General features: G+C 35.4%; 18 protein-coding genes and 1 pseudogene. 14 read left to right on the top strand and 5 right to left on the bottom strand.

The window, feature by feature from the left end; translation table 11 throughout:
* Positions 1-57: 57 nt before the first annotated feature.
* The 13 genes and pseudogenes from G7Y57_RS12200 to G7Y57_RS12255 all read left to right on the top strand — a co-directional run bounded on the left by G7Y57_RS12200 (position 58) and on the right by G7Y57_RS12255 (position 16,917).
* Positions 58-1,410: a hypothetical protein gene (locus G7Y57_RS12200; protein WP_165024403.1), complete on the top strand. Its 1,353-nt coding sequence runs from the start codon at positions 58-60 to the stop codon at positions 1,408-1,410.
* Positions 1,411-1,413: 3 nt separating this feature from the next.
* Positions 1,414-2,280 (top strand): hypothetical protein, encoded by an 867-nt coding sequence (locus G7Y57_RS12205; protein WP_165024405.1) that lies wholly within the window; start codon positions 1,414-1,416, stop codon positions 2,278-2,280.
* Between the two features lie 112 nt (positions 2,281-2,392).
* On the top strand, positions 2,393-3,016 hold the full coding sequence (locus tag G7Y57_RS12210) for a hypothetical protein (RefSeq protein WP_165024406.1): 624 nt from the start codon (positions 2,393-2,395) through the stop codon (positions 3,014-3,016).
* Positions 3,017-3,209: 193 nt separating this feature from the next.
* A complete protein-coding gene (tssO, locus tag G7Y57_RS12215) occupies positions 3,210-3,707 on the top strand; it encodes a type VI secretion system TssO (protein ID WP_165024408.1) in 498 nt (165 codons plus the stop codon).
* A 3-nt stretch (positions 3,708-3,710) separates the two neighbouring features.
* Positions 3,711-4,217 (top strand): type VI secretion system transmembrane protein TssO, encoded by a 507-nt coding sequence (locus G7Y57_RS12220; RefSeq protein ID WP_165024410.1) that lies wholly within the window; start codon positions 3,711-3,713, stop codon positions 4,215-4,217.
* 2 nt (positions 4,218-4,219) lie between these two features.
* Complete coding sequence (locus tag G7Y57_RS12225) at positions 4,220-5,101, top strand: PKD domain-containing protein (RefSeq protein ID WP_165024411.1); 882 nt, start codon at positions 4,220-4,222, stop codon at positions 5,099-5,101.
* 14 nt (positions 5,102-5,115) lie between these two features.
* Positions 5,116-7,635: a type VI secretion system protein TssR domain-containing protein gene (tssR, locus tag G7Y57_RS12230; protein WP_165024413.1), complete on the top strand. Its 2,520-nt coding sequence runs from the start codon at positions 5,116-5,118 to the stop codon at positions 7,633-7,635.
* A gap of 17 nt (positions 7,636-7,652) precedes the next feature.
* A complete protein-coding gene (locus tag G7Y57_RS12235) occupies positions 7,653-9,437 on the top strand; it encodes a type VI secretion system baseplate subunit TssF (protein WP_165024414.1) in 1,785 nt (594 codons plus the stop codon).
* An 11-nt stretch (positions 9,438-9,448) separates the two neighbouring features.
* Positions 9,449-11,929: an ATP-dependent Clp protease ATP-binding subunit gene (locus tag G7Y57_RS12240; RefSeq protein ID WP_165024416.1), complete on the top strand. Its 2,481-nt coding sequence runs from the start codon at positions 9,449-9,451 to the stop codon at positions 11,927-11,929.
* A 188-nt stretch (positions 11,930-12,117) separates the two neighbouring features.
* Positions 12,118-13,011, top strand: coding sequence for a deoxyribonuclease IV (locus G7Y57_RS12245; RefSeq protein WP_255491429.1), 894 nt, complete (start codon positions 12,118-12,120; stop codon positions 13,009-13,011).
* A 75-nt stretch (positions 13,012-13,086) separates the two neighbouring features.
* Positions 13,087-13,284, top strand: a pseudogene (locus G7Y57_RS18020) (hypothetical protein); the annotation flags it as partial.
* 118 nt (positions 13,285-13,402) lie between these two features.
* On the top strand, positions 13,403-15,757 hold the full coding sequence (locus G7Y57_RS12250) for a GH92 family glycosyl hydrolase (RefSeq protein ID WP_165024417.1): 2,355 nt from the start codon (positions 13,403-13,405) through the stop codon (positions 15,755-15,757).
* 26 nt (positions 15,758-15,783) lie between these two features.
* A complete protein-coding gene (locus G7Y57_RS12255; protein ID WP_165024420.1) occupies positions 15,784-16,917 on the top strand; it encodes a glycoside hydrolase family 130 protein in 1,134 nt (377 codons plus the stop codon).
* Positions 16,918-17,038: 121 nt separating this feature from the next.
* Here G7Y57_RS12255 and G7Y57_RS12260 read toward each other — a convergent pair whose 3' ends face one another.
* The 3 genes from G7Y57_RS12260 to G7Y57_RS12270 all read right to left on the bottom strand — a co-directional run bounded on the left by G7Y57_RS12260 (position 17,039) and on the right by G7Y57_RS12270 (position 19,318).
* Positions 17,039-17,686 carry an NAD(P)-dependent oxidoreductase gene (locus tag G7Y57_RS12260; protein WP_165024422.1) on the bottom strand — a complete coding sequence of 216 codons (648 nt, stop codon included), beginning with the start codon at positions 17,684-17,686 and terminating at the stop codon, positions 17,039-17,041.
* Between the two features lie 93 nt (positions 17,687-17,779).
* Positions 17,780-18,022 (bottom strand): hypothetical protein, encoded by a 243-nt coding sequence (locus G7Y57_RS12265; protein WP_165024425.1) that lies wholly within the window; start codon positions 18,020-18,022, stop codon positions 17,780-17,782.
* A 213-nt stretch (positions 18,023-18,235) separates the two neighbouring features.
* Entirely contained in the window at positions 18,236-19,318 is a 1,083-nt protein-coding gene (locus G7Y57_RS12270; protein WP_165024427.1) for an FISUMP domain-containing protein, read from the bottom strand.
* A 380-nt stretch (positions 19,319-19,698) separates the two neighbouring features.
* Here G7Y57_RS12270 and G7Y57_RS12275 point away from each other — a divergent pair, with 380 nt between their 5' ends.
* A complete protein-coding gene (locus G7Y57_RS12275) occupies positions 19,699-21,207 on the top strand; it encodes a catalase (protein ID WP_165024430.1) in 1,509 nt (502 codons plus the stop codon).
* 157 nt (positions 21,208-21,364) lie between these two features.
* Here the strand turns inward: G7Y57_RS12275 and G7Y57_RS12280 are convergent, their stop codons facing one another.
* A complete protein-coding gene (locus G7Y57_RS12280; RefSeq protein WP_165024432.1) occupies positions 21,365-22,198 on the bottom strand; it encodes a sugar phosphate isomerase/epimerase family protein in 834 nt (277 codons plus the stop codon).
* Positions 22,199-22,463: 265 nt separating this feature from the next.
* Entirely contained in the window at positions 22,464-23,324 is an 861-nt protein-coding gene (locus G7Y57_RS12285) for a DNA adenine methylase (RefSeq protein ID WP_165024435.1), read from the bottom strand.
* Between the last annotated feature and the right edge of the window lie 317 nt (positions 23,325-23,641).

Genomic DNA, 23,641 nt, shown 5'->3' on the forward strand with positions numbered 1-23,641 from the left:
ACAAATAGTATATAGTTACCTAGATAATGAAGAAAATAACGCTAATATAATTTGTATATGGATAAATATAAAACAGTATTTGTAGGTATAGAATATACTATTATAGCTACAGCATGGTCACAAACTATTGTAGCTGATGCCGAAAAGGAGAAAATAACATGGAGTATTGTTGTTGGAGGAAAAGAGACTCCAATAAAAGAGAAAGGGATTTCTTTGAAATACAAATTTAAAGCCGAGCAACAGGGGCAAAGAATTATATTTAAAGCATTCTATATGGGGCTAAAAGATCCGGTTCTTGTTTTAGTATATGTATCTAAGAGTAGTATATCTCCATCTTGGCAGGATAGCAAGGAAAATTTAATAGAGGAGGCTTCTTTCGATCAAAAAGTTCAATTCAATTTATTGTACCAGAAATCCGATTGGAATAAAACTGCATTTATAACTATTAATTTGGAAGATGAAGCAGGAAAAGCAATTAAAGAAATATTCTCATCTAAGATTGGAGTTCGGATTACTAATAATACTGCAGGAATAATTATAGATACAAAAAAAGAGTGGAAAGATTTAGGTTCTAAGCTATACTTAGTGGCAAAGGTCAAAGACAGTTCACTTCTTGACCAAAATGCTTATTTTTTTAAAGATAATGATGTTTATAAAGAGCGGTTATTTTTAAATAAAGATTCTGGATATTATTATACAAAAGAAGGCGTATTTCTGGGTAAAGCAGGAATCGGTGAAGATGTATATGCTTGCGATGGAAAGGAAAATAATAAATATTCGAACCCTAAGCTTCTTTTAGATAATAATACTCCAATAACCCATAGTCTATTTGTTGAGATAGCTGGTTGGGTCTATAATGAAAATACAAGTAATAGTGATGCGCAAAAAGCATCGATGGGCATGTTGAAAAACTGGCTTACAGCCAAAAATGAATATGATGGCTTCAAAAATATTCACAATTATAGAGATGCCATGAATTTAGTATATGCGACAATAACAAATGGGCAAAATAATAGCGTATTTAAACATCAAAAGGCATTCATTACTTCCACAATGAAAGATCGAAATAACACAAAATCAATGAAAAGTTCAATAGCTGCTGTCATATATGTTTTAAGAGAAGATCCTGACTATAAAGATTATTCTAATGGTGCAGTACAAGAACATGGAAGAGACTTTTTTATACAATATCAAGATAAAGCAAAAACCAGAGAATGGCCAATGTACAAAACTCAGCAAGCCAAAGGGTACACATGGTCTAAAAATGGTTATTTTAATGGAGATTATACACCTGAAACAAAACCTCAACATTTAGGTTTTGTTTCAAAAGAATATACGTATATAATTACAGCTACATACAGTGGAAATATATATGCAAAATTTTCTGATAAATATAAAAAAACGAAATAATCTATGAAGTACCTATTTTCTCTTATACTCACCTTTATAAGTTTATATGCATATGCTATAACTTCAAAAGCAGATCAAAAATCAAACAATGATTTTTTTCAAAAAATGGAAATAAATAGTGATATATCTATTGACTCTCTTTTCTCTATTTTAACAAAAACAATAGGAGTAGATTATTTGGATGAGCAAGCTAAAGTTCTTCATTGTGATACAGTTTCGACGGAAGACGGGAGTTGTCAGATAATCCGCAAAATTGGTGGTGTTAAACAAACAACAGTTTATAATAATGTAAGACGTAAAGGAACTAATCTACTAAATTTAAACTCATCTAATTGTCTAGGGATAATTAATATAAATAATGGTTACTCCACAGAAAATAGTTATTACACATGTGTATGCGTAATTGACGAACCTCAAAAGAATAAGATTAAATATAATGAAAAACAGTTTTCCTACTATGTCATTGAGCCTGATCCTGTAAACTGCTTTACTCCATATGCATGTACAATTAGTACATATTTAATTTTTGCAGGGAATGATGTTATTCCATATGAATTGGAACTAGTATATAATATTTGCAATTTTAGAACTGGCGATATAGATAAAGATGGAAATTTAGATTTTTTAAAAATTAGTCCACTGTTATCAGAAGATGAACTAAAATTAGAAAAAAAAGATCGGATTGATTATCATAATTGTGATGATGATCGAGGTGTATACTATAAGATTACAGCAATTACGTACAAGAATAATAAATGGCAGAATTTATTAAATGAAGGCAAAGAAATATATATAATTATTAAGTTAGAAGAAGCTTTTAATGCCAGTAGCCAATTTAAGGTTCTAAATTACCATTGGTATAAAAGATAGCAAATGGTAATCTTTAACGAAAGACGCAGATGAAGTATATATTATCATAAAATTGCATGTTCAATTAGAACCATTGTATGGTTTTAAAATATTGTGTAAAATTGGTTAAATAATGATGTATAAAAAACATATTTTTTTAATAATATTTATTGTACTTTCTAATGGCTATTTGTATGCCCAAAAAGAATTTACTAATCTAAAGCCATGTATTGCTGATAATATAGATGAAGAAAATAATCATCTAAAAACAACAGTAATAAGCTCAACTAAAATAATTGAAGTCGAATTATCGGTTTGTTGTATTGAAAATGCCAAACGTCCTGAAATTTATGGAACCATTGAAATAAAACAAAAAATTAGTGGGGTATCCATCGTTGCATATTTTGATACAAACCTAGATGTCATTGATTTGTGTGAAAAGCAAATGTTAAGTGAAGATCACAACCAAAATATAATAAAAATAAACAATTCAAGATTGGCCTTAGATAACAATCTAAATGGAATTGATCTATCCCTATTTATCCCTGATAGATTATTTTTGATCACAAAAGACAAAGTTAATTATGTTATATTTGAAATGTATAACTTTAGTTATACGACAGTTGGAGGTGGATTTACTTATATAATGATTAAGATGAATGAATCAGATGAAATAGATAAATACAAAATATTTGAATATAAAAAAGAGCCGATGCAATTAGATTTTTTATCTAAAAAAATAGATGAGCTATTTTAATTTAAAAACTGATGAATGGCATCCATAGATTGTAATAATTAATCTATTCAAGAATTTGTTCCTATAATAATCGTGTTCACGATGGGGAAATTTATGCAAAATAATCTGATAAATATAACAGAAAGTAAATATTGAAACATGCTTATTTCTAAATAAACTAACAATTAAAACTAACAACTTATAACTATATTCTATGCGCGCTCAAAACAACAAAGAAATTTATAAAGGCTACCTACGATTCTCATTGTATTTAGTCACCTGTGTAATAACAGGAGTATTAATATACTTCTGTTACACCAAAACTTCCAATATAGAAGTGAATCGTATAGTCGAAAAAACAGAAGAGTATGACAAAATCTATGTCCAGCAAACTGAACTCATCGGTAGAATCGATTCCCTGTATCTGTATATGAATTTGTTTAACACGAACTTGAACGATGTCCAGTTACAACATACTGTCAGTAAACGTAAGCAGGATATCATTGCCTCTATGGAAGATATGAACGGTCGGGACATACGCCTTTTTCAGAAATTAATGAGCGAAGTCAATACCTTCCTGAGTATAAAAGACTCCATACGCATATCTAAAATCGAAGAAGAACTGGTCAGAACCGACTTACTCAAATGTGTAGAGGAAAACAAACAGACCTCACGTAGATTAACTATCGGAAACATAACCTTAAACCAATAAAGTATGGAACACAAAAATAAAAACACTAAAAACCAAAGGGAAAAAACCTTCGGATTTATATACGTTTCCCTAATATTCTTAACAACGACTTTTGCTTGTTGCTTTTGTCTGTTCTATTATTCGGATGCTAAGGCAAGTACCCGAAAAGAATTTGTTATTGCCAAGATGGATCGTGTTCGCCAGTTTCAACATATACAAAGTGATCAGATGGTTATAGTCGATTCCATTTATAATAAGATTAAGGATTTTAATCCCGGTATAAATGCCAGTTATGAAGAAAATGACATTAAGTATTACCTGAACGATTTCAAAAGTCTTTATGACGATAATAGTCACGACGCACGTTACAAGATATTCTACCAAGTATCAGGATTTTACAATCTTTGGTTTGCCGACAAAAAGGAACTATGGAGTAAACAGCAAAATATAGCTAGTTTCAGAAAGAATCTTGAAGAATGTGAAATAGGACTTCAAAAGAAAATGGACGAATTAAAAAACACAAAGAAATAACCATGCCAAAGCTTTTTAATCACCGGATTTATGTAGTCATCATAGCGATCGTCATTATCCTCGCAATATCCTTTTTAGTGCGCCACTATACATCAACCAGAGAAATACATGCATATGTAGGTCCTTTGGATATCGAAGTGGGAGTCCCTGTATCGTTTGCAGATAGTACAACAGGAGCAGACCACTGGCTTTGGGAATTTGGTAACGGAGATACCTCTCCCGAGCAAAGAGCGCAATACATATTCTCAGAAACCGGAAAATATCAAATCCGCCTAACGGTTAATGGCGAATTAGAAAAGAGATTCATTGTTAATGTGAGGCCTACAAAGAAAGACGATGATCTTCAATTGATTAAGATCATTGCACCACAATCGGCATTACAAGGCGAATTTATCATCTTCAGAGGAGAAGGCACATCCAAGGAATGGCGTTGGGAATTCGGCGAAACCGGTAAAGTAGATGCCCATGAAAAGACCGCTATTTACCAGTACAATGAGCCCGGAAGTTATGAAATAGCATTAAGAACCGAAGAAACGAAATACCCTATTATCCATACTATAGAGATAATTCCTCAATACATGGATAATGATTCGACCGATGTGGCTACCATAATAGGTAATGACATAAAAGAAAAACTCCAGGCTATAGTAGATCAAAAGCCATTTAATACCAACTATAACTATGTAATGAGCACTTATCTGTGCAACAATCCCAATACTCTGGTTATAATAAATAACAGTAAGAAAAATGATTTTTACTCTTATTGTCAGGGGCTGAAAATAATCGGTAGAAAAAGAACTATTATAGAAAAAGTACTTATTGATATAGAAGAATCGCAATCCTGTATAAATAAGTTGATAGTCATTCAAACAGATATTAATTAAGAATAGTCAGAGATATGTCCTATAAAAATACAAACAGGCCTTTAGTTGCAATTCTACTCGGAATCCTTCTTCTTACAGCCTCATGTGGTCCGGTACACCGGTTCACACGGGTGAAGAAAATCCCACGAGAGTATTCTCTCAATTATTGCGGAGACAATATTAAAGCACCGCGTACCGATTTGAACAAGGAGCCTTGGGTTGTCTTCTCGGACAGAGAAAAGAATCAAACCTTCAATAATGCGGGTGGGAATGTGAAGGCTAAAGATGTTGATTACCTTGACCCTTTTCTTGTGATAGGAAAGAAAGGTGATTATCTGCGCCTGATAAAATACACCCCCGACATTTTAAAGAACGGAAAACTAGACTATAAAAAAGCTGAATACTATGGTTGGATACATAAGTCTAAATTATTACTCAACCAACAATCAGTAACAGATATAGCAAGTGGTAAGAAAAACAAAATGCTGGCTATTTTTACTGATACAACCTCTATCAATGAGCCGGAAAAATTCTTTGCTACAGATTCCATTAAACTATACAAAGATTTGGGCATGAATTCTCAGGCTGGAGTGATCAGCCCTTATAGTATCATTTACCAGTTGAAGACATCAGAAGATGAACGGATGACACTTATTGCAAAGAAGCCTTACATAAAAGCCGATGCGGTAAAAAATGAAATATTAGGATGGGTAGATAACTCGCTGATAAAAGACATAGGTACAGGATTGCATGTAAACATGCTTACCCTGCCCGAAGAATCAAGACGTTTCTTTACCAGCAATAGAGAAGATGTTTCAATTACGGAGGATATGAAGGATGCAAACCACTTATTAACTCAACAATATTCAACCATCAGATTCAATCCTGTATCGTCTTATTCCCGTAAAGACTCTCTGGCAGCTTTTAAGACGCGAATGGTCTTACCTGTATTCGACTACAGCAATAATTCTATACTAAATGTAAATGGTGGTAATATTACCCATAAACAATTCAGGACAATAGCCAAAGGCCTGAAAAAGATCAATATTTGTTTTGTATTTGAAGGTAAAGAAAAAACAATCTCCAATTTCCCGCAGATTGTTAACGCCCTTCAGGGACTTCAACCCCTATTTGAAAAACCTGAAGATCTATTTTCATTTCAGTTTAGCAGTGTAATGACTTTTGACGATTCAAATAAAATGCTTCGTCCAGTCGAAATGGAATTAACCCCACGATATTCGGATATTATAAACTACCTGTCTGAAAAAGTAAAGAATAAGGAAAAATTGCGTTTTCCTATGCTTCCACGAAAATGGGCAGGATTACGTAAAGCAGTGGATATATTTGATGATCAAAAGGATGCTACCAACCTAATTGTATTGATCGGAGAAACCGGATATGCAAACGATGGGCTTGATGCCGGATTGTTGAATAAACTCCTTAAGAATAACTGTCGAATATTGGGTTTTCAGGTATATGCAGGAGAAGGTGATGAATACAATAACTTTGTACTGGACATAGAGAATATGATTAATTCGTATGCGGATGGAATGCTCAAAACAAAAAAGGATATACTAGTCTCTCCAAAGCAGATAAAACTAAGCAACCGCTATAAAGAGACAGGTGAAACGATGAACAGTTACAGACTCGATTTCCCAAATAACAGCATAACACAAGGAGCCTTGTTCTTCCCACGTAAATCAGAAGTATTACCCATGGAAGTACTCTCTAATAATATCGACACTATAATACAAGAAATTAAGCAGGATAATAACCAGATAATCGAATATATGGATAAAGCCTTCCGATCTGTAGGGAACAACCGTACAAGATTTGATAGCCTGTTTGTTCAGAATTATAGTATAGATACCACTCGCATGCCAGCAAAGAAACTAATTGCCAGTTTCAGTAATGAGAATCCGGGATGGTATATACCCTCACATATTGTAGTTTTAGATGATACTGTTAATAACCATGTAGATTATCGTCTCATGTTGTCAGAAAATGAGTTAAAAGAACTCAAAGAGTTTGTGGCAGCATTGTCAGAAAAAGAAGTGGATTACATCTATCAAGTAAAAGAAAGAGAAAAACAGAAACGCAAACCGTGTAATTGCCCCGAAGACGATTTATTTGCCGAGCTGGAAAAAGAAAACAGAAGATTACTTGAAAATGATCCTACAATAGGTAGAGAAGAGTTTTATATTAAGACGGTGTCACCCGGAGCATATGCCAATACAAATAATGTGCGTAAACACCTTTCGAAACTTTATCTCAAACCGATAAAGTCTTGTAAGCTTTGCAAAGAAAAAAACAGTAATATACAACTTATGACACTGGCCGAGGCACAGTACCGAATAACAGGTAGTCCAACGTCGAATGAGTTGCTGAATGCAATCAGAATAAAAGACATAAAAGATAAAAGGATTGTTACCGACAAAATGCTGGAAGAATTGATCATTTATTATAAGAAAATGAAAAAAGAGCTGGATAAAGCAGAACAATTCGAGTCGAACGGACAAGTATATTATTGGGTGGATCGTAAACTTCTACCTTAAACTGAGAATATATAAACATGAAAAGTAAAGAAGCAATACGCAAAGATATTATACACTATGCCAACCTGACATGGGACACACCTAATATCAACAATCTAAATCCATTAGTACACCTGATGATTGAGGAGATCAGTCATGAATTATATTTGCTTGATAACAAACTAGATGATATAGGCTATTGTGTACTTAATAAGCTTGTAAGTAATCTTTCCCCTTCGATGTATAATTATATTCGTCCGGCTCATGCTATCCTGAAAATTAATCCCGGTAGTCCGACTTATAAATTAGGACGAAAAATAAATTTTTTCCTGAAAGATTTGCCCGATAGAGTGAAAAAGAAAAATATTTCATCCATAACATTTACACCTGTTGTTGACACAAAACTTTTTGATATCAACATAACACATTTTTTTTGTGATAGAACTCTTTGGAGTGTTAATGATTTTGGAGAGAAGAATATAATAGCCTACACTCAGAAAAGAGCAAAATACAATACAGTATGGATTGGTTTGGAGGTTGGTCCGGGAATAAATAGTTTAAAAGATTTATCTTTTTATCTGGATTTCAAACATCTGCCCGATCACCACGAATATTATGATTTTTTGTCTGATATAGGATGGACAATAAATAATAAAATACTGAAAACCAAACAAGGATTATCGGTTAATCAGGATATACCTCCGAGTAAAATAGAAACTGAAATTTTAAACTTTTATAAAGATCACTTCCAGACAATAGATACTATACCTAATTTAAACGAAATTCAGAAAGAAATTCTGCCACAGGAATTAATGAAAATAATGGATAATGAAACCGTATCTTCTATTCATCCTTTATATTGGGTATCTGTATCTTTCCCGGCCAATTTTGTTCAGGATGATTTAATGAAAATGGACATCCATCTGAATGCCTTCCCTATTATCAATCGGCATCAGAATGAATTGACAATTCTTGAACAAGATCTGACCGACACTGCATCCCTTTCATCCGCAATAGGACAAGAATTTTTGGATATGGACACTGTTATAGACTCTAAGGAGAATCGCTATTTACGTGTAAATATAATAAGTGAAGAAGGGGAATATACAGCCGAAGCAATTAAACGCAAGACGATGGATGATCCTAGAATTGCCGATTATTTGGAAAGATTAGTCGACGTTATCCATGATGAACGCTCCGCATTTGTGGGCATAGATAATGAAAAAATAGCAAATGTTCTAAAATCCGTTTCTTCTATTCAAGGTAAAGATACCCACAAAGTCGAGTTGAACAGGCTCAATGAGTATGCAGAAGTAGCATTGCTAACTGTAAAACCAAATGATGATATAACTTCGATTGATGCTTCATATTGGACAACACATGCTGAATTGGTAAATGCAATACCCGACAAAACATATCTAATGGCTAGCAAAATACTGGAATTAAACAAATCGGATGGCATTTTACTGACTCCAACCAGTGGAGGCCGAAATTTTTACAATCCGGAAAGTTTGAAAGCTATTAGCCGTTTTTTCCTCACATCAAAAGACAGAATATTAACAAAGAACGATATATTGAACTTTTGCAATATAGAATTGGGTGAATATACTCAGCAAATCGACGTTGAACGAAAAGCAATGATCAGCCACAAACATAATGAAGGTATAATCATTGTTATGGAAATTCAAATAACGCCATTACAAAAACACCTCAACTATTTAAAGCAAAAAGGAGTAATAAAAGACCTTTTGGTCAGATTGCGAAAAAGGTCTCCTAGCAATTTTAATTATGTATTCAATATCATAGAATCAGCTAATAAGTAAAAAATAGATATATGGATTTTATAAACTTAAACGAATCAGTAAAAACGGCTATAAGAATAGCACAGTCTATAGCCCGTGAATATTATAATGCGAACTATTCGTCTGCCCATCTGTTAAAAGCACTGCTTCATAAAGAAATCGGTTTAAAACCCTTCATTCAAAGTATGGATAAAGATATCGAGTATTTTGAAGAATGGGCCGAAATGCGCATCGACGATTTCCCAAAAGCGGGAGTGGTAGCCGATATACAACCTGATGAGAAAATACCAATGGTTTTTGAAGAGGCCGACAATGTGCGTCTTAAACTGGGCCTATTGGAGATCAATCCTATCTGTGTTTTAGCTGCATTGACAAAGCCAAATGTCGGATTTACGATAGACCAACTAAAATCTTTTCCACTTCGTGAAAATGAAATTTTCGATTTATATGTAAGTGGAAAAGAAACAAGATCGGCCATCGGTATGCCAAATTCTTCATTTGTAACATCAGAAGAAAATGGAGCGATGCCAATGGTTAATCTCATGAAATACTGTGTGGATAAAACGGCACAGGCTCTGGATTTGAAAATACATAACATTGTAAGCCGTGATAAGGAAACACGGATGATGATGGAGATATTAGGTCGCCGAAGTAAGCCCAATGTAATGATTATCGGAGATTCGGGTGTGGGTAAAACTGCTTTAGTAGACGGACTGGCTCATGATATAGTAAACAAGAATGTCCCCTCTTATTTAGATGGTTCAACCATATATGAACTTGATACAGGGGCACTCATTGCCGGTGCTACTTACAAAGGAGAAATAGAAGACCGTTTGAAAAATATAATTAAAGAGATTCGTAATATTGACAATGCGATTCTTTTTATTGACGAGATACATGTCCTACTAGACCCAAAGCAGGGGAACTCTGGAGCTGCCAATATTTTAAAACCAGAGTTATCTAAGGGAGATCTAACCGTTATCGGGGCAACAACTATCGACGAATACCGTAAACTAATTGAACCCGATCACGCCTTTAGCCGACGATTTGAAGTATTACAGATAAATGAACCTGATATTGCTTCAGCTATATTAATGATACACTCTGTATTGTCGCGGTATATGGATTTCCATAAGCTTGAAGTGGCCAAAGAGGCTATAGAGGAATGTGTAAAGCTAGCTAAGCGATACGACAAAGATCGCCGTTTACCGGATTCGGCTATAGATCTGATGGATAGAACTATGTCTGCTACCAAAATGGTAAATGAAACTGCGCAAAAAGATGTTCACTCTTTTATAAGTGAATTGGCTATGATTGAAGGTGCATTTGAAAAAACAGCAGAAGAAAAACTGGCAGATTTACGCTTCTTGTACTTATCTATGCAAAACAAATTGAGTCCGGTCTTATTAGGTATCATTACTGATGAAACCGATGTAAAGGAAATTGAAGATAATGGTATACTCTTTAATTATATCGATAAGGCATTAGATATACTCAGTAATTTTGTAAAGGAAAAGATAAAAACAATTCAGGTGCATGAGGTAGCAGCTATCATATCAAGCAAAACCGGAATACCGATCGGCAAAGTACAGGCTCAGGAAAAAGAGCGTTTGCTCAACATGGAAGATTTATTACGCCGTAGGGTAGTTGGCCAAGATGGAGCTTTAAAATCTCTGGTAGATGCTATTTTAGAATCGCGTAGCGGATTGAATAAAGCAGGTCAACCTATCGGTTCGTTTTTCCTATTGGGACCAACAGGAACAGGAAAAACGGAGTTAGCAAAATCTTTGGCTGAAGTTCTCTTTAATGACGAAAAGGCAATGATTCGCTTCGATATGTCGGAGTTTAAAGAAGAACATTCGGCAGCATTATTATATGGTGCACCTCCGGGATATGTTGGCTATGAAGAGGGTGGTCTTTTGGTAAACAAAATTCGTCAACAACCTTATGCTGTGGTTTTATTCGATGAAATAGAGAAAGCACATCCGTCAGTATACGATATCTTCCTACAAATTATGGATGAAGGTAAGTTACATGACAGGCTGGGAAAAGAAGGCGATTTCTCCAATGCAATTGTCCTATTTACATCCAATGTCGGAAGCGAATGGCTTACGAAACAACTGGAACAAGGTATGAGTCCAACCACTACACAGTTAATGGAAGTGATGGGGCAGTATTTTCGTCCTGAATTTTTAGCACGCTTGTCGGAAATAGTACCATTCTCACCCATCAATGAAACGATGTTGTTAAAGATATTCAATATTCAACTCAAAGGACTTATCGAAGCTCTAAGCAAACAGGGCATCGAGCTGGAGATTGATGAAGATACTCGTAAAATGTTAGCAGAACGTGGCTTCACTCCTAAATATGGAGCAAGACAGGTGGGCGGAACAATACGGACTCATCTCAGACGTCCTATATCCCGCTTGATTGTTGGAAATAAACTGGCTCACGGACATAAATTAGTAGTAAGTAAAGACGATCAAAATGAACTGATCTGGGATATTAAATAATAATAAATGCCGTAACAATTTTAAGCTGATCTGAGAAAACAGCTTAAAATAAATAATATAAATCACAAAAGGATTATTGTTCTAAAATAGCAATAATCCTTTTGGTCTTTTAGAGTAATGAGTAATACAGGCGCAGGAATCAGAACTGGAATATTGTGAGATTCTTTTGTCGGAATCGGCTTAATTTGATGGGAATATCCATTATACATCCGTACATTTGTCAGATATTCATCAAAAGAAGTATTATGTTTAAAATCGGTTGTCATCTCTCTGTAGCTAAAGGTTTTTTATCAATGGGCAAAGATGCCCTTTCTATAAATGCCAATACATTCCAGTTTTTCACTCGTAATCCACGTGGAGGAAGTGCTAAAGTCATCGATGAAACGGATATTTCTGCATTTCTAGAATTAGCAAAACAAAATAATTTCGCCACTATTTTAGCACACGCTCCGTATACATTAAATGTTTGTGCTATGGATGAGGGTATCCGCAGATTTTCGCGTGAAATGATGGCTGATGACCTTTTAAGAATGGAATATTTACCGGGTAATCTCTACAATTTTCATCCGGGAAGTCATGTCAAACAAGGAGTAGAAGTAGGTACCAGTTATATTATAGAAGCCCTAAATAACATTTTAAAACCAGAACAAACTACTACCGTATTGCTCGAAACAATGGCAGGGAAAGGTAGTGAGATCGGGAGAACATTTGAGGAACTACAGGCTATTATAGAAAAGGTAGAATTGAAAAACAAAATAGGTGTATGCTTAGATACTTGTCACATATATGATGCCGGATACGATATTGTCAATAATCTTGATGGCGTACTAGAAGAGTTTGAAAAAGTTATTGGATTAGAAAAATTATATGCCATCCATCTAAATGATAGTAAAAACCCATTTAAAAGCCATAAAGATCGTCATGAGACGATTGGCAAAGGTTCTATTGGTTTACAAACATTTGACAATATTATCAATCACCCTCAATTAAAACATCTACCATTCTATCTGGAAACACCAAATGAGCTACCAGGACATGCTGAAGAAATTACTCTACTGAGGAGTCTATATAAATCAGTATGAATAACTTGCCAAATCCATACAAATAATAAATAATTTCATTTCTTAATTTTATCATTCAAGAACTATTAATATAATTTTCCCACAAAATTATCCGAAACTCAAATATATAAAGATGCTCCGTTTGATGTATGCAGAAATAAATTAGAAAATACTTTTTTCGACACTTGGGATAGCATAAAACATAATATTATTGTACATTGGGGCGATTTAATGCAGAAAGATAATAAATATGGGTTAGCCTTATTCTCCTATCATACAACATCATATTCGTATAAAGAAGGTTTGATATATCTTCCGACTCGCCTACTATCAATATCTTAACACCTCATTTTAGCATTAAAACATTAAGAATTAAAAGAAACTAATAATATATTTAGAAACATACTATTTTATGAATAAAGGAATTTGGAAAATTTGCTTCGCAAGCCTTTCACTAGCTATCGCCAGTTGCTCCTCGAAAAACTTTGTCGATGAATCTACACCTTCAGATTATGTAAACCCTTTTATCGGAGCTAGTACAAGTGTTGGTGACGCAGGCGTATATCATGGATTGGGCAAAACTTTCCCTGGTGCTGCTACCCCATTTGGTATGGTACAAGTAAGTCCAAACACAATTACAGGCGGAGATAACAGTCCCGGATATAGTTATGAACATAAAACCATTGAAGGATTCGCCTTTACCCAGATGAGTGGCGTAGGGTGGTATGGGGATTTGGGAAATTTTCTTGTAATGCCTACTACGGGTGAATTAAAGAAAATTGCCGGAAAAGAAGACGGTAGTATTGAAGGATATCGCTCACTATACAATAAACAAACGGAAATTGCTTCGGCAGGATACTACTCTGCCGAACTATCAGACTATAATATTAAAGTCGAAGCAACAGCTGCCCCTCATAGCGGAATGCTCAAATTCACTTTTCCCGAAAACGATCAATCACGTATTCAGATTGATTTAGCCAGGCGTGTAGGTGGCACATCTACATCTCAGTATATCAAAGTTGTAGATGATTATACCATTCAAGGCTGGATGAAATGTACACCCGACGGAGGTGGCTGGGGTAATGGTGATGGTCAGGCTAATTATACAGTATATTTCTATGCACAGTTTAGTAAACCATTGAAAGAATACGGTTTTTGGAGCGCTAATATACCGGATGACTGGCAACGAAAAAGAGACGATGTTATAAGCATACCTTATCTGACCAAAGTATCGGAATCTCCAATAATAAAAGGAGAGAAAGAACTGGAAGGCAAACATCTGGGATTCTTCAGCGAATTTTCGACTAAAAAAGACGAAAAAGTTACCTTGAAAGTCGGTATTTCATTTGTAGATATGGATGGGGCTGAAAAGAACTTAAAAGCAGAAATAGCAGAAAAAGATTTTGAAAAAATAAGACAAGAGGCTAAAGAACTCTGGAATAGAGAGCTAGGTAAAATAGAGGCAACAGGAGCATCGAAAGATAAAAAAACAATATTCTACACTGCTCTTTATCACACGATGATCGATCCACGCATATATGCTGATATTGACGGTCGTTATATAGGAGGAGACGGCAATATTCACATCAGTAAAGATTTCACCAAACGAACTATATTCAGTGGATGGGACGTTTTCAGAAGTCAATTCCCATTGCAAACAATAATAAACCCTGAGATTGTTAATGATGAAATAAACTCCCTTGTAACTCTTGCTGAACAAAGCAGCAAGAAATACTTTGAACGCTGGGAATTGATGAATGCATATTCAGGCTGTATGATAGGCAATCCTGCCATATCTGTTTTAGCCGATGCTTATGTAAAAGGTATTAGAAATTACGATATAGATAAAGCATATGAGTATGCGATAAATAGCTCCGATAAATTTGGAAATGGAAAACAAGGATTCACCGGACCTCCATTTAGTATATCCAATACTTTAGAACATGCTTATACAGATTGGTGTATTTCGCAAATTGCCAGAGAACTCGGTAAAACAGCCGACGAATTGAAATACATAGAAAAAGGGCAAGCATACAGAAATATATTTGATCCTTCGAAAGGATGGTTCCGACCACGGAATGCCGATGGTTCTTGGGAAGATTGGCCGGAAGATGCACGCATCAAAGAGTGGTATGGATGTATAGAGGCTAACTCTTATCAACAAGGATGGTTTGTACCACACGATATTCCGGGAATGATAGAACTAATGGGAGGAAAAGACAAAGCGAGAGAAGACCTTAGTAGTTTCTTTGATCAAACACCAAAAAACATGTTATGGAACAATTACTACAACCATGCAAATGAACCGGTTCATCTAATACCCTTCTTATTTAATCATTTAGATGCTCCATGGCTGACTCAAAAGTGGACCAGATATATCTGCGACAAAGCATACTCCAATTCTGTCGAAGGTATTGTCGGTAACGAAGATGTAGGGCAAATGTCAGCGTGGTATGTGCTGGCTGCAACAGGAATCCACCCTTCTTGTCCGGGAAATACACGCTATGAAATAACCAGCCCGATATTCGATAAGATAAAATTCAAACTTGATCTAAAATATTTTAAAGGAAAAGAGTTTACAATTATTACCCATGATAATCTTCCCGAAAATAGTTATATACAGAGAGCCACGTTGAATGGTATGGAATATAATAAATGTTATATCGATTTTTCGGATATAACAAACGGTGGTACTCTCGAATTATTTATGGGAAATTCTCCAAATAAAAATTGGGGAACAAAGGTTCCATCTCCATCGTTTCCTTAAAATCTATAAATTAATTTGATATAATAATGAAAAAGAGTCTTCTAAAAATCTCTATGCTTGTGTCAATAGTTTTATTGCTTACGGCATGCGATAGCAAAAAGCAAACAAATTCCGAATTCCCGGATTGGGCGTGGATCGGTTTTGAACGTCCAAATGGAGTCAATCCAATTATATCCCCTGATTCTACAACCCGTTTTTACTGCCCCATAACCCAAGATTCAGTAGATTGGGAATCGAATGATACATTCAATCCTGCAGCAACGATAAAGGATGGAAATGTAGTTGTACTATACCGTGCTGAAGACAAATCGGGTCAAGGTATCGGAGGACGCACTTCGAGAATCGGCTATGCATGGTCTTCTGATGGTTTAAATTTCCAGCGAAAATCAACCCCGACATTCTATCCTGATAATGATAGCCAAAAAGAATTGGAATGGCCGGGTGGTTGTGAAGATCCACGTGTAGCTGTAACCGAAGATGGTATGTATGTAATGCTATATACTCAGTGGAACAGAAAACAGGCTCGTCTTGCTGTTGCAACATCCACCGATTTGGAGAAATGGAATAAATATGGTCCTGCGTTTGCAAAAGCACATAACGGACGTTTCTTCGACGAATTTTCCAAATCAGCTTCTATTATTACCAAACTAGTAGATGGGAAACAGGTTATAGCTAAAATAAACGGAAAATACTGGATGTATTGGGGTGAGAAGTTTGTAAATGTAGCCACTTCTGACGATTTAATCAACTGGGAACCTATGCTTGATGAGAAAGGAGAGTTGAAAGTATTATTTGCTCCACGTAAAGGAAAATTCGATAGCGATCTTACCGAATGTGGTCCTCCTGCGATAATGACAGACAAAGGTATATTATTACTATATAACGGAAAAAATAAAAGTGGAATAGATGGAGACACACTTTACACTGCTAATTCATATTGTGCAGGTCAGGCTCTTTTCGACTTATCTGATCCGTCTAAATTTATAGAACGATTAGATAAACCATTCTTTATCCCCGAAAGTGATTTTGAAAAAAGCGGACAATATCCTGCCGGAACCGTATTTATTGAAGGATTGGTATATCACGGAAACAAATGGTATTTATATTACGGTTGCGCAGATTCTCGTGTAGCCGTAGCTGTATACGATCCTAACAAATAAGAATCATAATTAATAGAAAACGACCAATCAATATTACTGATCGGTCGTTTTCTATATTTGAGTTCGTCTTGACTCTTTAACCACGCAGTAAAAGAAATGTCGAGACGGCTGCTTTATCTGCTTAATATCCTACTGTAAATTGTTGGCGCGAATTATTTCTATTTTCAACTTCATCCACAACAACCATTGCCAAATCTTCAAGAGAGATAGAAGCAACCCCTTCTCTAATTATGGGTTCATCTCTCCCTATGCGAAATTTACCCGTGCGTCCGGTATTTATTTCCTTATTCAGATCAGTAGGTGGTGCCAAATATACCCAATCGAGATATGTTTCGCGTCTTAGCTTTTCAAAATGATCACGCGAAGCCTTGGCTCCTTGTCCCATCTCTGCGGGAAAATCGTCCGCTTCTACCAACTGCTTTCCTCCTTCATACAGAGTACCAGAATTTCCTACGACAAAAAAACGACGAATATTTGCTGCTCTTATTGCTTTTTGTATCGACTCATACCCATTCAGGTAGTCCTCATAAATGTTAGGATTGTCCCACCCTGCGTTAAATGCAGATATAACAATTGTATTGCCTTTCAACACGTCTGTCAGTATATCCGTATCTATTACATTAACACTTGCAACTGTCAATTTATCATCTACAATATCGATTTTATCAGTATTACGAGCGATAGCTGTTACCTCGTGTTTTCGGGTTAATAACTCTTTCAAAATGTGTGAGCCTACAAATCCTGTAGCTCCAATTAAAGCGACTTTCATAATTATTTAAATTATAGATTAATAAAAAAATCCCTTACTAAGAAGGGATATTATATAGAAGTAAACCATTAATTATGATTTTTCCCTAATATTCTATACAGGTTTGTAATTTGTATATTTAAGATAGTTTTTGATTCTATCCTGACGATCCTCTGCCGATAGGCCAGCAGGAACTTCCAAATAGGTTCTATCATCAATTTTGATATGTACGACCTCGTTAAGACCTTTCTTGTGGTTATCCAATAATTGCTTCACCGCTTCTACCTGCGTCATACGCTCAGTATTTTTCACCGTAGCTTTTCTTCCTCGAGAAGAAGTTTTGTTCTGTCCATCCATTTTTTGATTTCTTTTAAGAATAGTTTAAACACTCAATAATACGACCTATATAGGCGTAATTTTATGAAGATAGCTAAAAATACGCTGAAAAACAAATATTTAAGGATCGTTAGGGTTTGCATCCGATTAAAATACAGGTATTAAAGGAGCCATAAATTTCTTATGTCTCCTTTTCACTTGCATATATATCATCTCTATTTAACGAAGAGAAAATTAGTCTTTAACACATCGAACCGAGTAATAATTTGTCTCGATAGCACTCGCAGTAGTTTGCAGACTGGTATTTACATAAGTTAAGAAGAAGCTTTTTTTAGCTGTAGTTGTCCAAAAATAAGTTCCATAAGAAAAATTTGATGCATCATTCGATGGGTTTACATATCCTACTGGTGTAGCATTAAAACCTGAATTATATGCATGACCTATCGCAAATCCCTGCCAATTAAAACCGACATCTATAGTAGGGATATAGGCTAAATCATCAGACTTCAACATTTTACCTACAGCAGAATTCGTCTGAGCTAACAAAGTAGACAAAGCATTCCATTGAGCCTCTGTGCTGAGCGACCATCCTCTGGGACAAGCTTTGTTCGCCTGTTCCTGATTATATAATAATCCGAAACGAGTGGCATAGGTATCATAATTAAGATCGAGAGCCACCCCTCCTACTTTTACTGTTACGGGGGTGTCATCTAATATAGCTTTACATCTAGTGCGAACACCTACATTGTTTGGGCCAACACGAAAGCCCGGATTTAGGCGAACGCCATTTACACCATCGATCAGATCTCCTGTCGATGTAACAGTAGAACGAAGATTATCTACCATCCAAATTGCATCTCCGAATATTTTCGTTTTATAAGTATTCCCTTCATAATCGGTAAGTAAGCCTGTACCATCCTGATTGTCGACCCAAGTAGTCTTATCCTTTGGTAAGACAAAACCTAACTCCTGCCATTTATCCCCATTCCAAACATAAAGACCTGAAGGTAACATCGCACATATATCCAATTGGTCTGCAACATTATATACCATCAATCCGGTATATAATGTTGCATCTTCAGTAATACCTAAAGCGGTTAAATCTCTGAAATTCTTCAATTCAACTCTAGGAAGAATCATTCCACGATTAGAATTATTCCCTCCGGGTATACTGGCTTCATATTCTTTCAAGTCTAGTAAAGCCCCATCATTTGGGGGTATTGACGAACCTATTGTCACTTGAGCTTTCAATGTGAAGGTTGAGAATATTATTAGCAGTGAATATATGAATAATGCAATTGCATTTGATTTATACATAATATATTTTTCCGTTCAATTTCTAGGTATGCAAAAGTAATGAACCATTTAGAATATGGAGTAATAGCTGTAATACTTTTATGTAAAAAACACTTAATAATAGTTAGATAACAATACAAAACACACTCTTGTTCATTAATTAGTTAGCTTAAACCTTTAATGAATATTCAAACATAAGATTACAATAGATTTATATATTTCTCAAAATAAAAACTACAAACATCTTAAACTATTTCTCGTTTTTTATGTTCTAATTATATATGTTAAGCCTTACTTTATCTTTAGATATTTGTAAGAATAGGTATTCGATACAAGATAATTATATAATCATCGAATATTTTCTTTCGATACTTCATTTATTAACTTAATTATATAAAGCTATGGAAAATGAAAAGAAAAAGATCATGACTACTAACCAAGGTAGTCCTGTTGATAATGATCAAGCCTCTATTACTACCCAGAAACCAACTATGACATTACTCTCAGACACTCACACTATTGAAAAACTGGCCCATTTCGATAGAGAGCGCATCCCCGAAAGAGTGGTTCATGCTAAAGGCTCCGGGGCATTTGGATATTTTGAGGTAACTCATGACGTAACACAATATACGTGTGCTGATTTCTTATCCACTATCGGTAAAAAAACGGAGATGCTTGCCCGCTTCTCAACAGTAGGTGGCGAAAAAGGTTCTGCTGATACAGCACGCGACCCTCGTGGCTTTGCTCTAAAATTTTACACGAATGAAGGTAATTATGACATGGTAGGTAATAACACCCCTACATTCTTCATTCGCGACGGTATTAAATTTCCCGATTTTATACATACACAAAAAAGGAATCCTCTTACCAATCTGAAAGATGCAGATGCATTCTGGGATTTTCTATCGCTTACGCCAGAAAGTATTCATCAGGTAACTATTCTCTTTTCCGACAGGGGAACTCCCGATGGATATAGACACATGCACGGATTTTCTAGCCATACCTATATGTGGTATAACGCCAATGGTGAGCATGTATGGTTTAAATGGCACTTTAAAACAGATCAAGGGATTAAAAACCTTACAGATGCACAAGCTACCGAACTAGGAGGCACTGATCCCGATTATGCTACCCGCGATTTACATAATAGCATTGCTAAAGGAGATTATCCTTCGTGGTCGGCCTATGTGCAAATAATGACTCCCGAGCAAGCAGATAATTTTAGATTCGATGCTTTCGACATTACTAAAGTATGGCCACAAAAAGAATATCCACTTATTCCTGTGGGCAAGTTCGTATTAAATAGGAATCCTGATGACTTTTTTGCTCAGATAGAACAAGCTGCTTTTACGCCGGGCAATTTTGTTCCGGGTATAGCGTCGTCCCCTGATAAGATGCTTCAGATACGCTTATTTAGCTATCCGGACACACACAGGCACCGATTGGGTACAAATTTCCATCAGATACCTGTAAATGCACCTAAATGTCCTATGCACAATTATCAGCGTGATGGTTCGATGAATATGGGTATCGAGAATCCTGCGCCTAACTATTATCCAAATTCGTTTGACGGTGCACAGCCTGATGCGAAGTTTACTCCTCCATCGATTGACGTACAAGGAATGGCTGCCCGTCACGAATATATATTAGGAGATATAGACTTTATACAAGCAGGCGATTTATATGGTCGGGTATTGTCTGACTACGATAAGACTAATTTGATAAATAATATTGTAGGGCATATCAAGAATGCGCAACCACGTATTCAATACCGCCAAACAGCCTTATTCTACAAAGCTCATCCTGAATATGGAACACGCATTGCGAATGGGCTAGGAATCGATATAGAGAGGGTAAAACAACTAGCTAGCTTGTCGCAGGAAGAACGAATAAAAGCAACTGCAAACTAATATATTCGTATTTAGTAAAAGAACGCTTATAAATAGAAAGGAACATATACTTTATGTTCCTTTCTATATTTTTTTGAATCCGTAAATTATACAAACTGTATACGTCTATAGCCTCTTTATATTGGTTATATTAAGATAATCCGGTATATGCTTTTGCTTAATTACAGTTCTGATTATAGAACTCCAAACTTTTCACAATATCATCAAGTTGTGAGTCTCCAAAATTTTCATATTCAACCGATATAAGTCCATCAAAATTCTGCTTCTTTAATTCACCCAAAACTTCTTTTACCGGTAATATACCTGTTCCCCATGTTGTGTCTTCCAACTGCTCATTCAGGTCTTTTAAATGTACAACTTTTATCCGGCCGGCAAATCGCTCTAAGGTTTTCACCGGATCGTTTCCTGTACGTTTCCAATGCCCAATGTCGGCACAGACACCCATAATCGGATCACGACCTTTCAATGCTTCAAATAACACATTGGGGTCAGCATATAAAGATGGGGCAGGATGATTATGTATCGCTACTTCAATCTTATATTTCAATGCTAATTGCTCAACAAAATCGAGATGCTCCAACCTTGGTTCACATGTCACAGTGTGAATACCCATATCTTTAGAAAAAGCGAAAAAACGTTCCCATTCTTCCGTTGTTTCATAAAATGCAACACCAAAGCTGTAAAGAGTAATATCGCGTTTAGCAAACTCTTCTTTCAATTGCTTTTTTGTTGTTTCATCTATATCAAAATTCAGATAAGCTGTATCAACGAAATTTTCGCCCAGTGATTGGAAAAAATAGGCTTCTGCATAATGCAGCCCCAGTTGCTGTGTTTTATCCAATGCTTCCATCAATGGAAATTTATGGAATGAATAAGTCTGAATACCAAGCTTCCATTTAGGGGGTATTGACTCCGAATCTTTTTTCTGATGCTGGCATGCTACAATTGAAACTGCAAACAATAGTAGAATAATTATCTTAAAATATTTCATATTTTTTCAATATTGTTTTCCAAAATTCCAAATGTTTTTTTTTGAAATTCCAAACGTAAGTTACACATTCATACATTTGGAATTATAATATACATTTGGAATTATAGTTGCGAATGCAGATGTTTTTTCCTTCACTTTATATTATATATTTGCTGTAAATTAAGTATAATGTTTACTTTCTATGGCTATATAGAAGGAGTATGCTCTATTGCCTTTTGTATGGAGTACTAGTAAAAAGAAAGCCCCTTTTGGGGCTTCTCTCTCATCATTTCACAAACTTATACAGCATCATATCTTTATATCCAGCTGTTTTATTTAATGTTACATTCTGTATGTTTAATACAGAGTTTTCAAATGGATTGCCGATATTCCGATTATCAGCAAACCATTCACACAACTCAATTAATGAACTCTTATTCGAAGTAAAGAATACATAGTTAGAGCCTGTGAGAACGTTCAATACATCCAAATAATCCCGAAGCTTCCAATACTTGTCTGAGAGATAAGTTTTTGTGTCAGTTGATAGGTATGGAGGGTCAACTAAAAACAACACCCCCGGCACATCCTTGTATTGCTCATATAGTTGCTTGTAATCACATCGGACAATATCCAGACCACTCAGGTACTCTTCAGCATCAAAGTCATAGTCTGATGCTTTAACGTTGTGATATAAAGTCTCTTTTTTCAGTTCTGCAAGGTTAGTAACATATTTTGCTGAAAACAACAAAGATGAAGACAGGGTAACATAATCCACATAGCCGGCTTTATCTTCCAGTTCTACACGTTCAATTATTAAATCCCGGTAATTAGTTTCTATCTTTTTTTCTTTGGACTGATCGACTAAAATAACCCGGATATCAGCCAACAACTTATTAGTACGATCTATACTTCGTAGCCGTTGACTATAATTATCAAAATCATTATAAATAACTTTGCATTCAGGGAATATTTGTTTTGCCGTATGTGATAGCAAACCACTACCTCCAAACAGATCGACTATTATACTCACTTCCTTATTAGCTTTGAGTTCCTGTAATGCGATTCCAAAACCATTTACAAATCTCCTTTTTTGTCCTTGAAAAGGTAGCGGTGCTACTTTGTAGCTTTTTTGTTTCTTAAATTCCATTTAATTTCTATTTAATTAGTGTTTAAAACTTATCTTTGTATTCTCACCACGTACAAAAAAATGCGACAACACGTAACACAAAGGCATATTAAGCCCTCGGTTATGCGTGTTGTCGCATCTATTTTATTATAGTGTTAGTACGTGGTGAGATACTACTAACAACTGAGGGCTTTCTTTATCCCTCCATTTTTTATTTACAAGAACGTGGCGAAATTATCGCCTTTCTTTGGCTCATTATCAAATATCAAAGCCTCTATAACTCGCGCATTTGCGCGCTCGTCTATATCGGATGAAACAAGAATAATACTAGTTAACTC

It is taken from the genome of Dysgonomonas sp. ZJ279 (assembly GCF_011039205.1).
Taxonomy (GTDB): Bacteria; Bacteroidota; Bacteroidia; order Bacteroidales; family Dysgonomonadaceae; genus Dysgonomonas.

Bases quoted from the DNA above. Each gene is read 5' to 3' on its own strand.
- G7Y57_RS12205 (WP_165024405.1), top strand. From the start codon at position 1,414: ATGAAGTACCTATTTTCTCTTATACTCACCTTTATAAGTTTATATGCA.
- G7Y57_RS12255 (WP_165024420.1), top strand. From the start codon at position 15,784: ATGAAAAAGAGTCTTCTAAAAATCTCTATGCTTGTGTCAATAGTTTTA.
- G7Y57_RS12235 (WP_165024414.1), top strand. From the start codon at position 7,653: ATGAAAAGTAAAGAAGCAATACGCAAAGATATTATACACTATGCCAAC.
- G7Y57_RS12240 (WP_165024416.1), top strand. From the start codon at position 9,449: ATGGATTTTATAAACTTAAACGAATCAGTAAAAACGGCTATAAGAATA.
- G7Y57_RS12220 (WP_165024410.1), top strand. From the start codon at position 3,711: ATGGAACACAAAAATAAAAACACTAAAAACCAAAGGGAAAAAACCTTC.
- G7Y57_RS12225 (WP_165024411.1), top strand. From the start codon at position 4,220: ATGCCAAAGCTTTTTAATCACCGGATTTATGTAGTCATCATAGCGATC.
- G7Y57_RS12265 (WP_165024425.1), bottom strand. From the start codon at position 18,022: ATGGATGGACAGAACAAAACTTCTTCTCGAGGAAGAAAAGCTACGGTG.
- G7Y57_RS12210 (WP_165024406.1), top strand. From the start codon at position 2,393: ATGATGTATAAAAAACATATTTTTTTAATAATATTTATTGTACTTTCT.
- G7Y57_RS12280 (WP_165024432.1), bottom strand. From the start codon at position 22,198: ATGAAATATTTTAAGATAATTATTCTACTATTGTTTGCAGTTTCAATT.
- G7Y57_RS12250 (WP_165024417.1), top strand. From the start codon at position 13,403: ATGAATAAAGGAATTTGGAAAATTTGCTTCGCAAGCCTTTCACTAGCT.
- G7Y57_RS12200 (WP_165024403.1), top strand. From the start codon at position 58: ATGGATAAATATAAAACAGTATTTGTAGGTATAGAATATACTATTATA.
- G7Y57_RS12275 (WP_165024430.1), top strand. From the start codon at position 19,699: ATGGAAAATGAAAAGAAAAAGATCATGACTACTAACCAAGGTAGTCCT.
- G7Y57_RS12260 (WP_165024422.1), bottom strand. From the start codon at position 17,686: ATGAAAGTCGCTTTAATTGGAGCTACAGGATTTGTAGGCTCACACATT.
- tssR (WP_165024413.1), top strand. From the start codon at position 5,116: ATGTCCTATAAAAATACAAACAGGCCTTTAGTTGCAATTCTACTCGGA.
- G7Y57_RS12245 (WP_255491429.1), top strand. From the start codon at position 12,118: ATGGGAATATCCATTATACATCCGTACATTTGTCAGATATTCATCAAA.
- G7Y57_RS12270 (WP_165024427.1), bottom strand. From the start codon at position 19,318: ATGTATAAATCAAATGCAATTGCATTATTCATATATTCACTGCTAATA.
- tssO (WP_165024408.1), top strand. From the start codon at position 3,210: ATGCGCGCTCAAAACAACAAAGAAATTTATAAAGGCTACCTACGATTC.
- G7Y57_RS12285 (WP_165024435.1), bottom strand. From the start codon at position 23,324: ATGGAATTTAAGAAACAAAAAAGCTACAAAGTAGCACCGCTACCTTTT.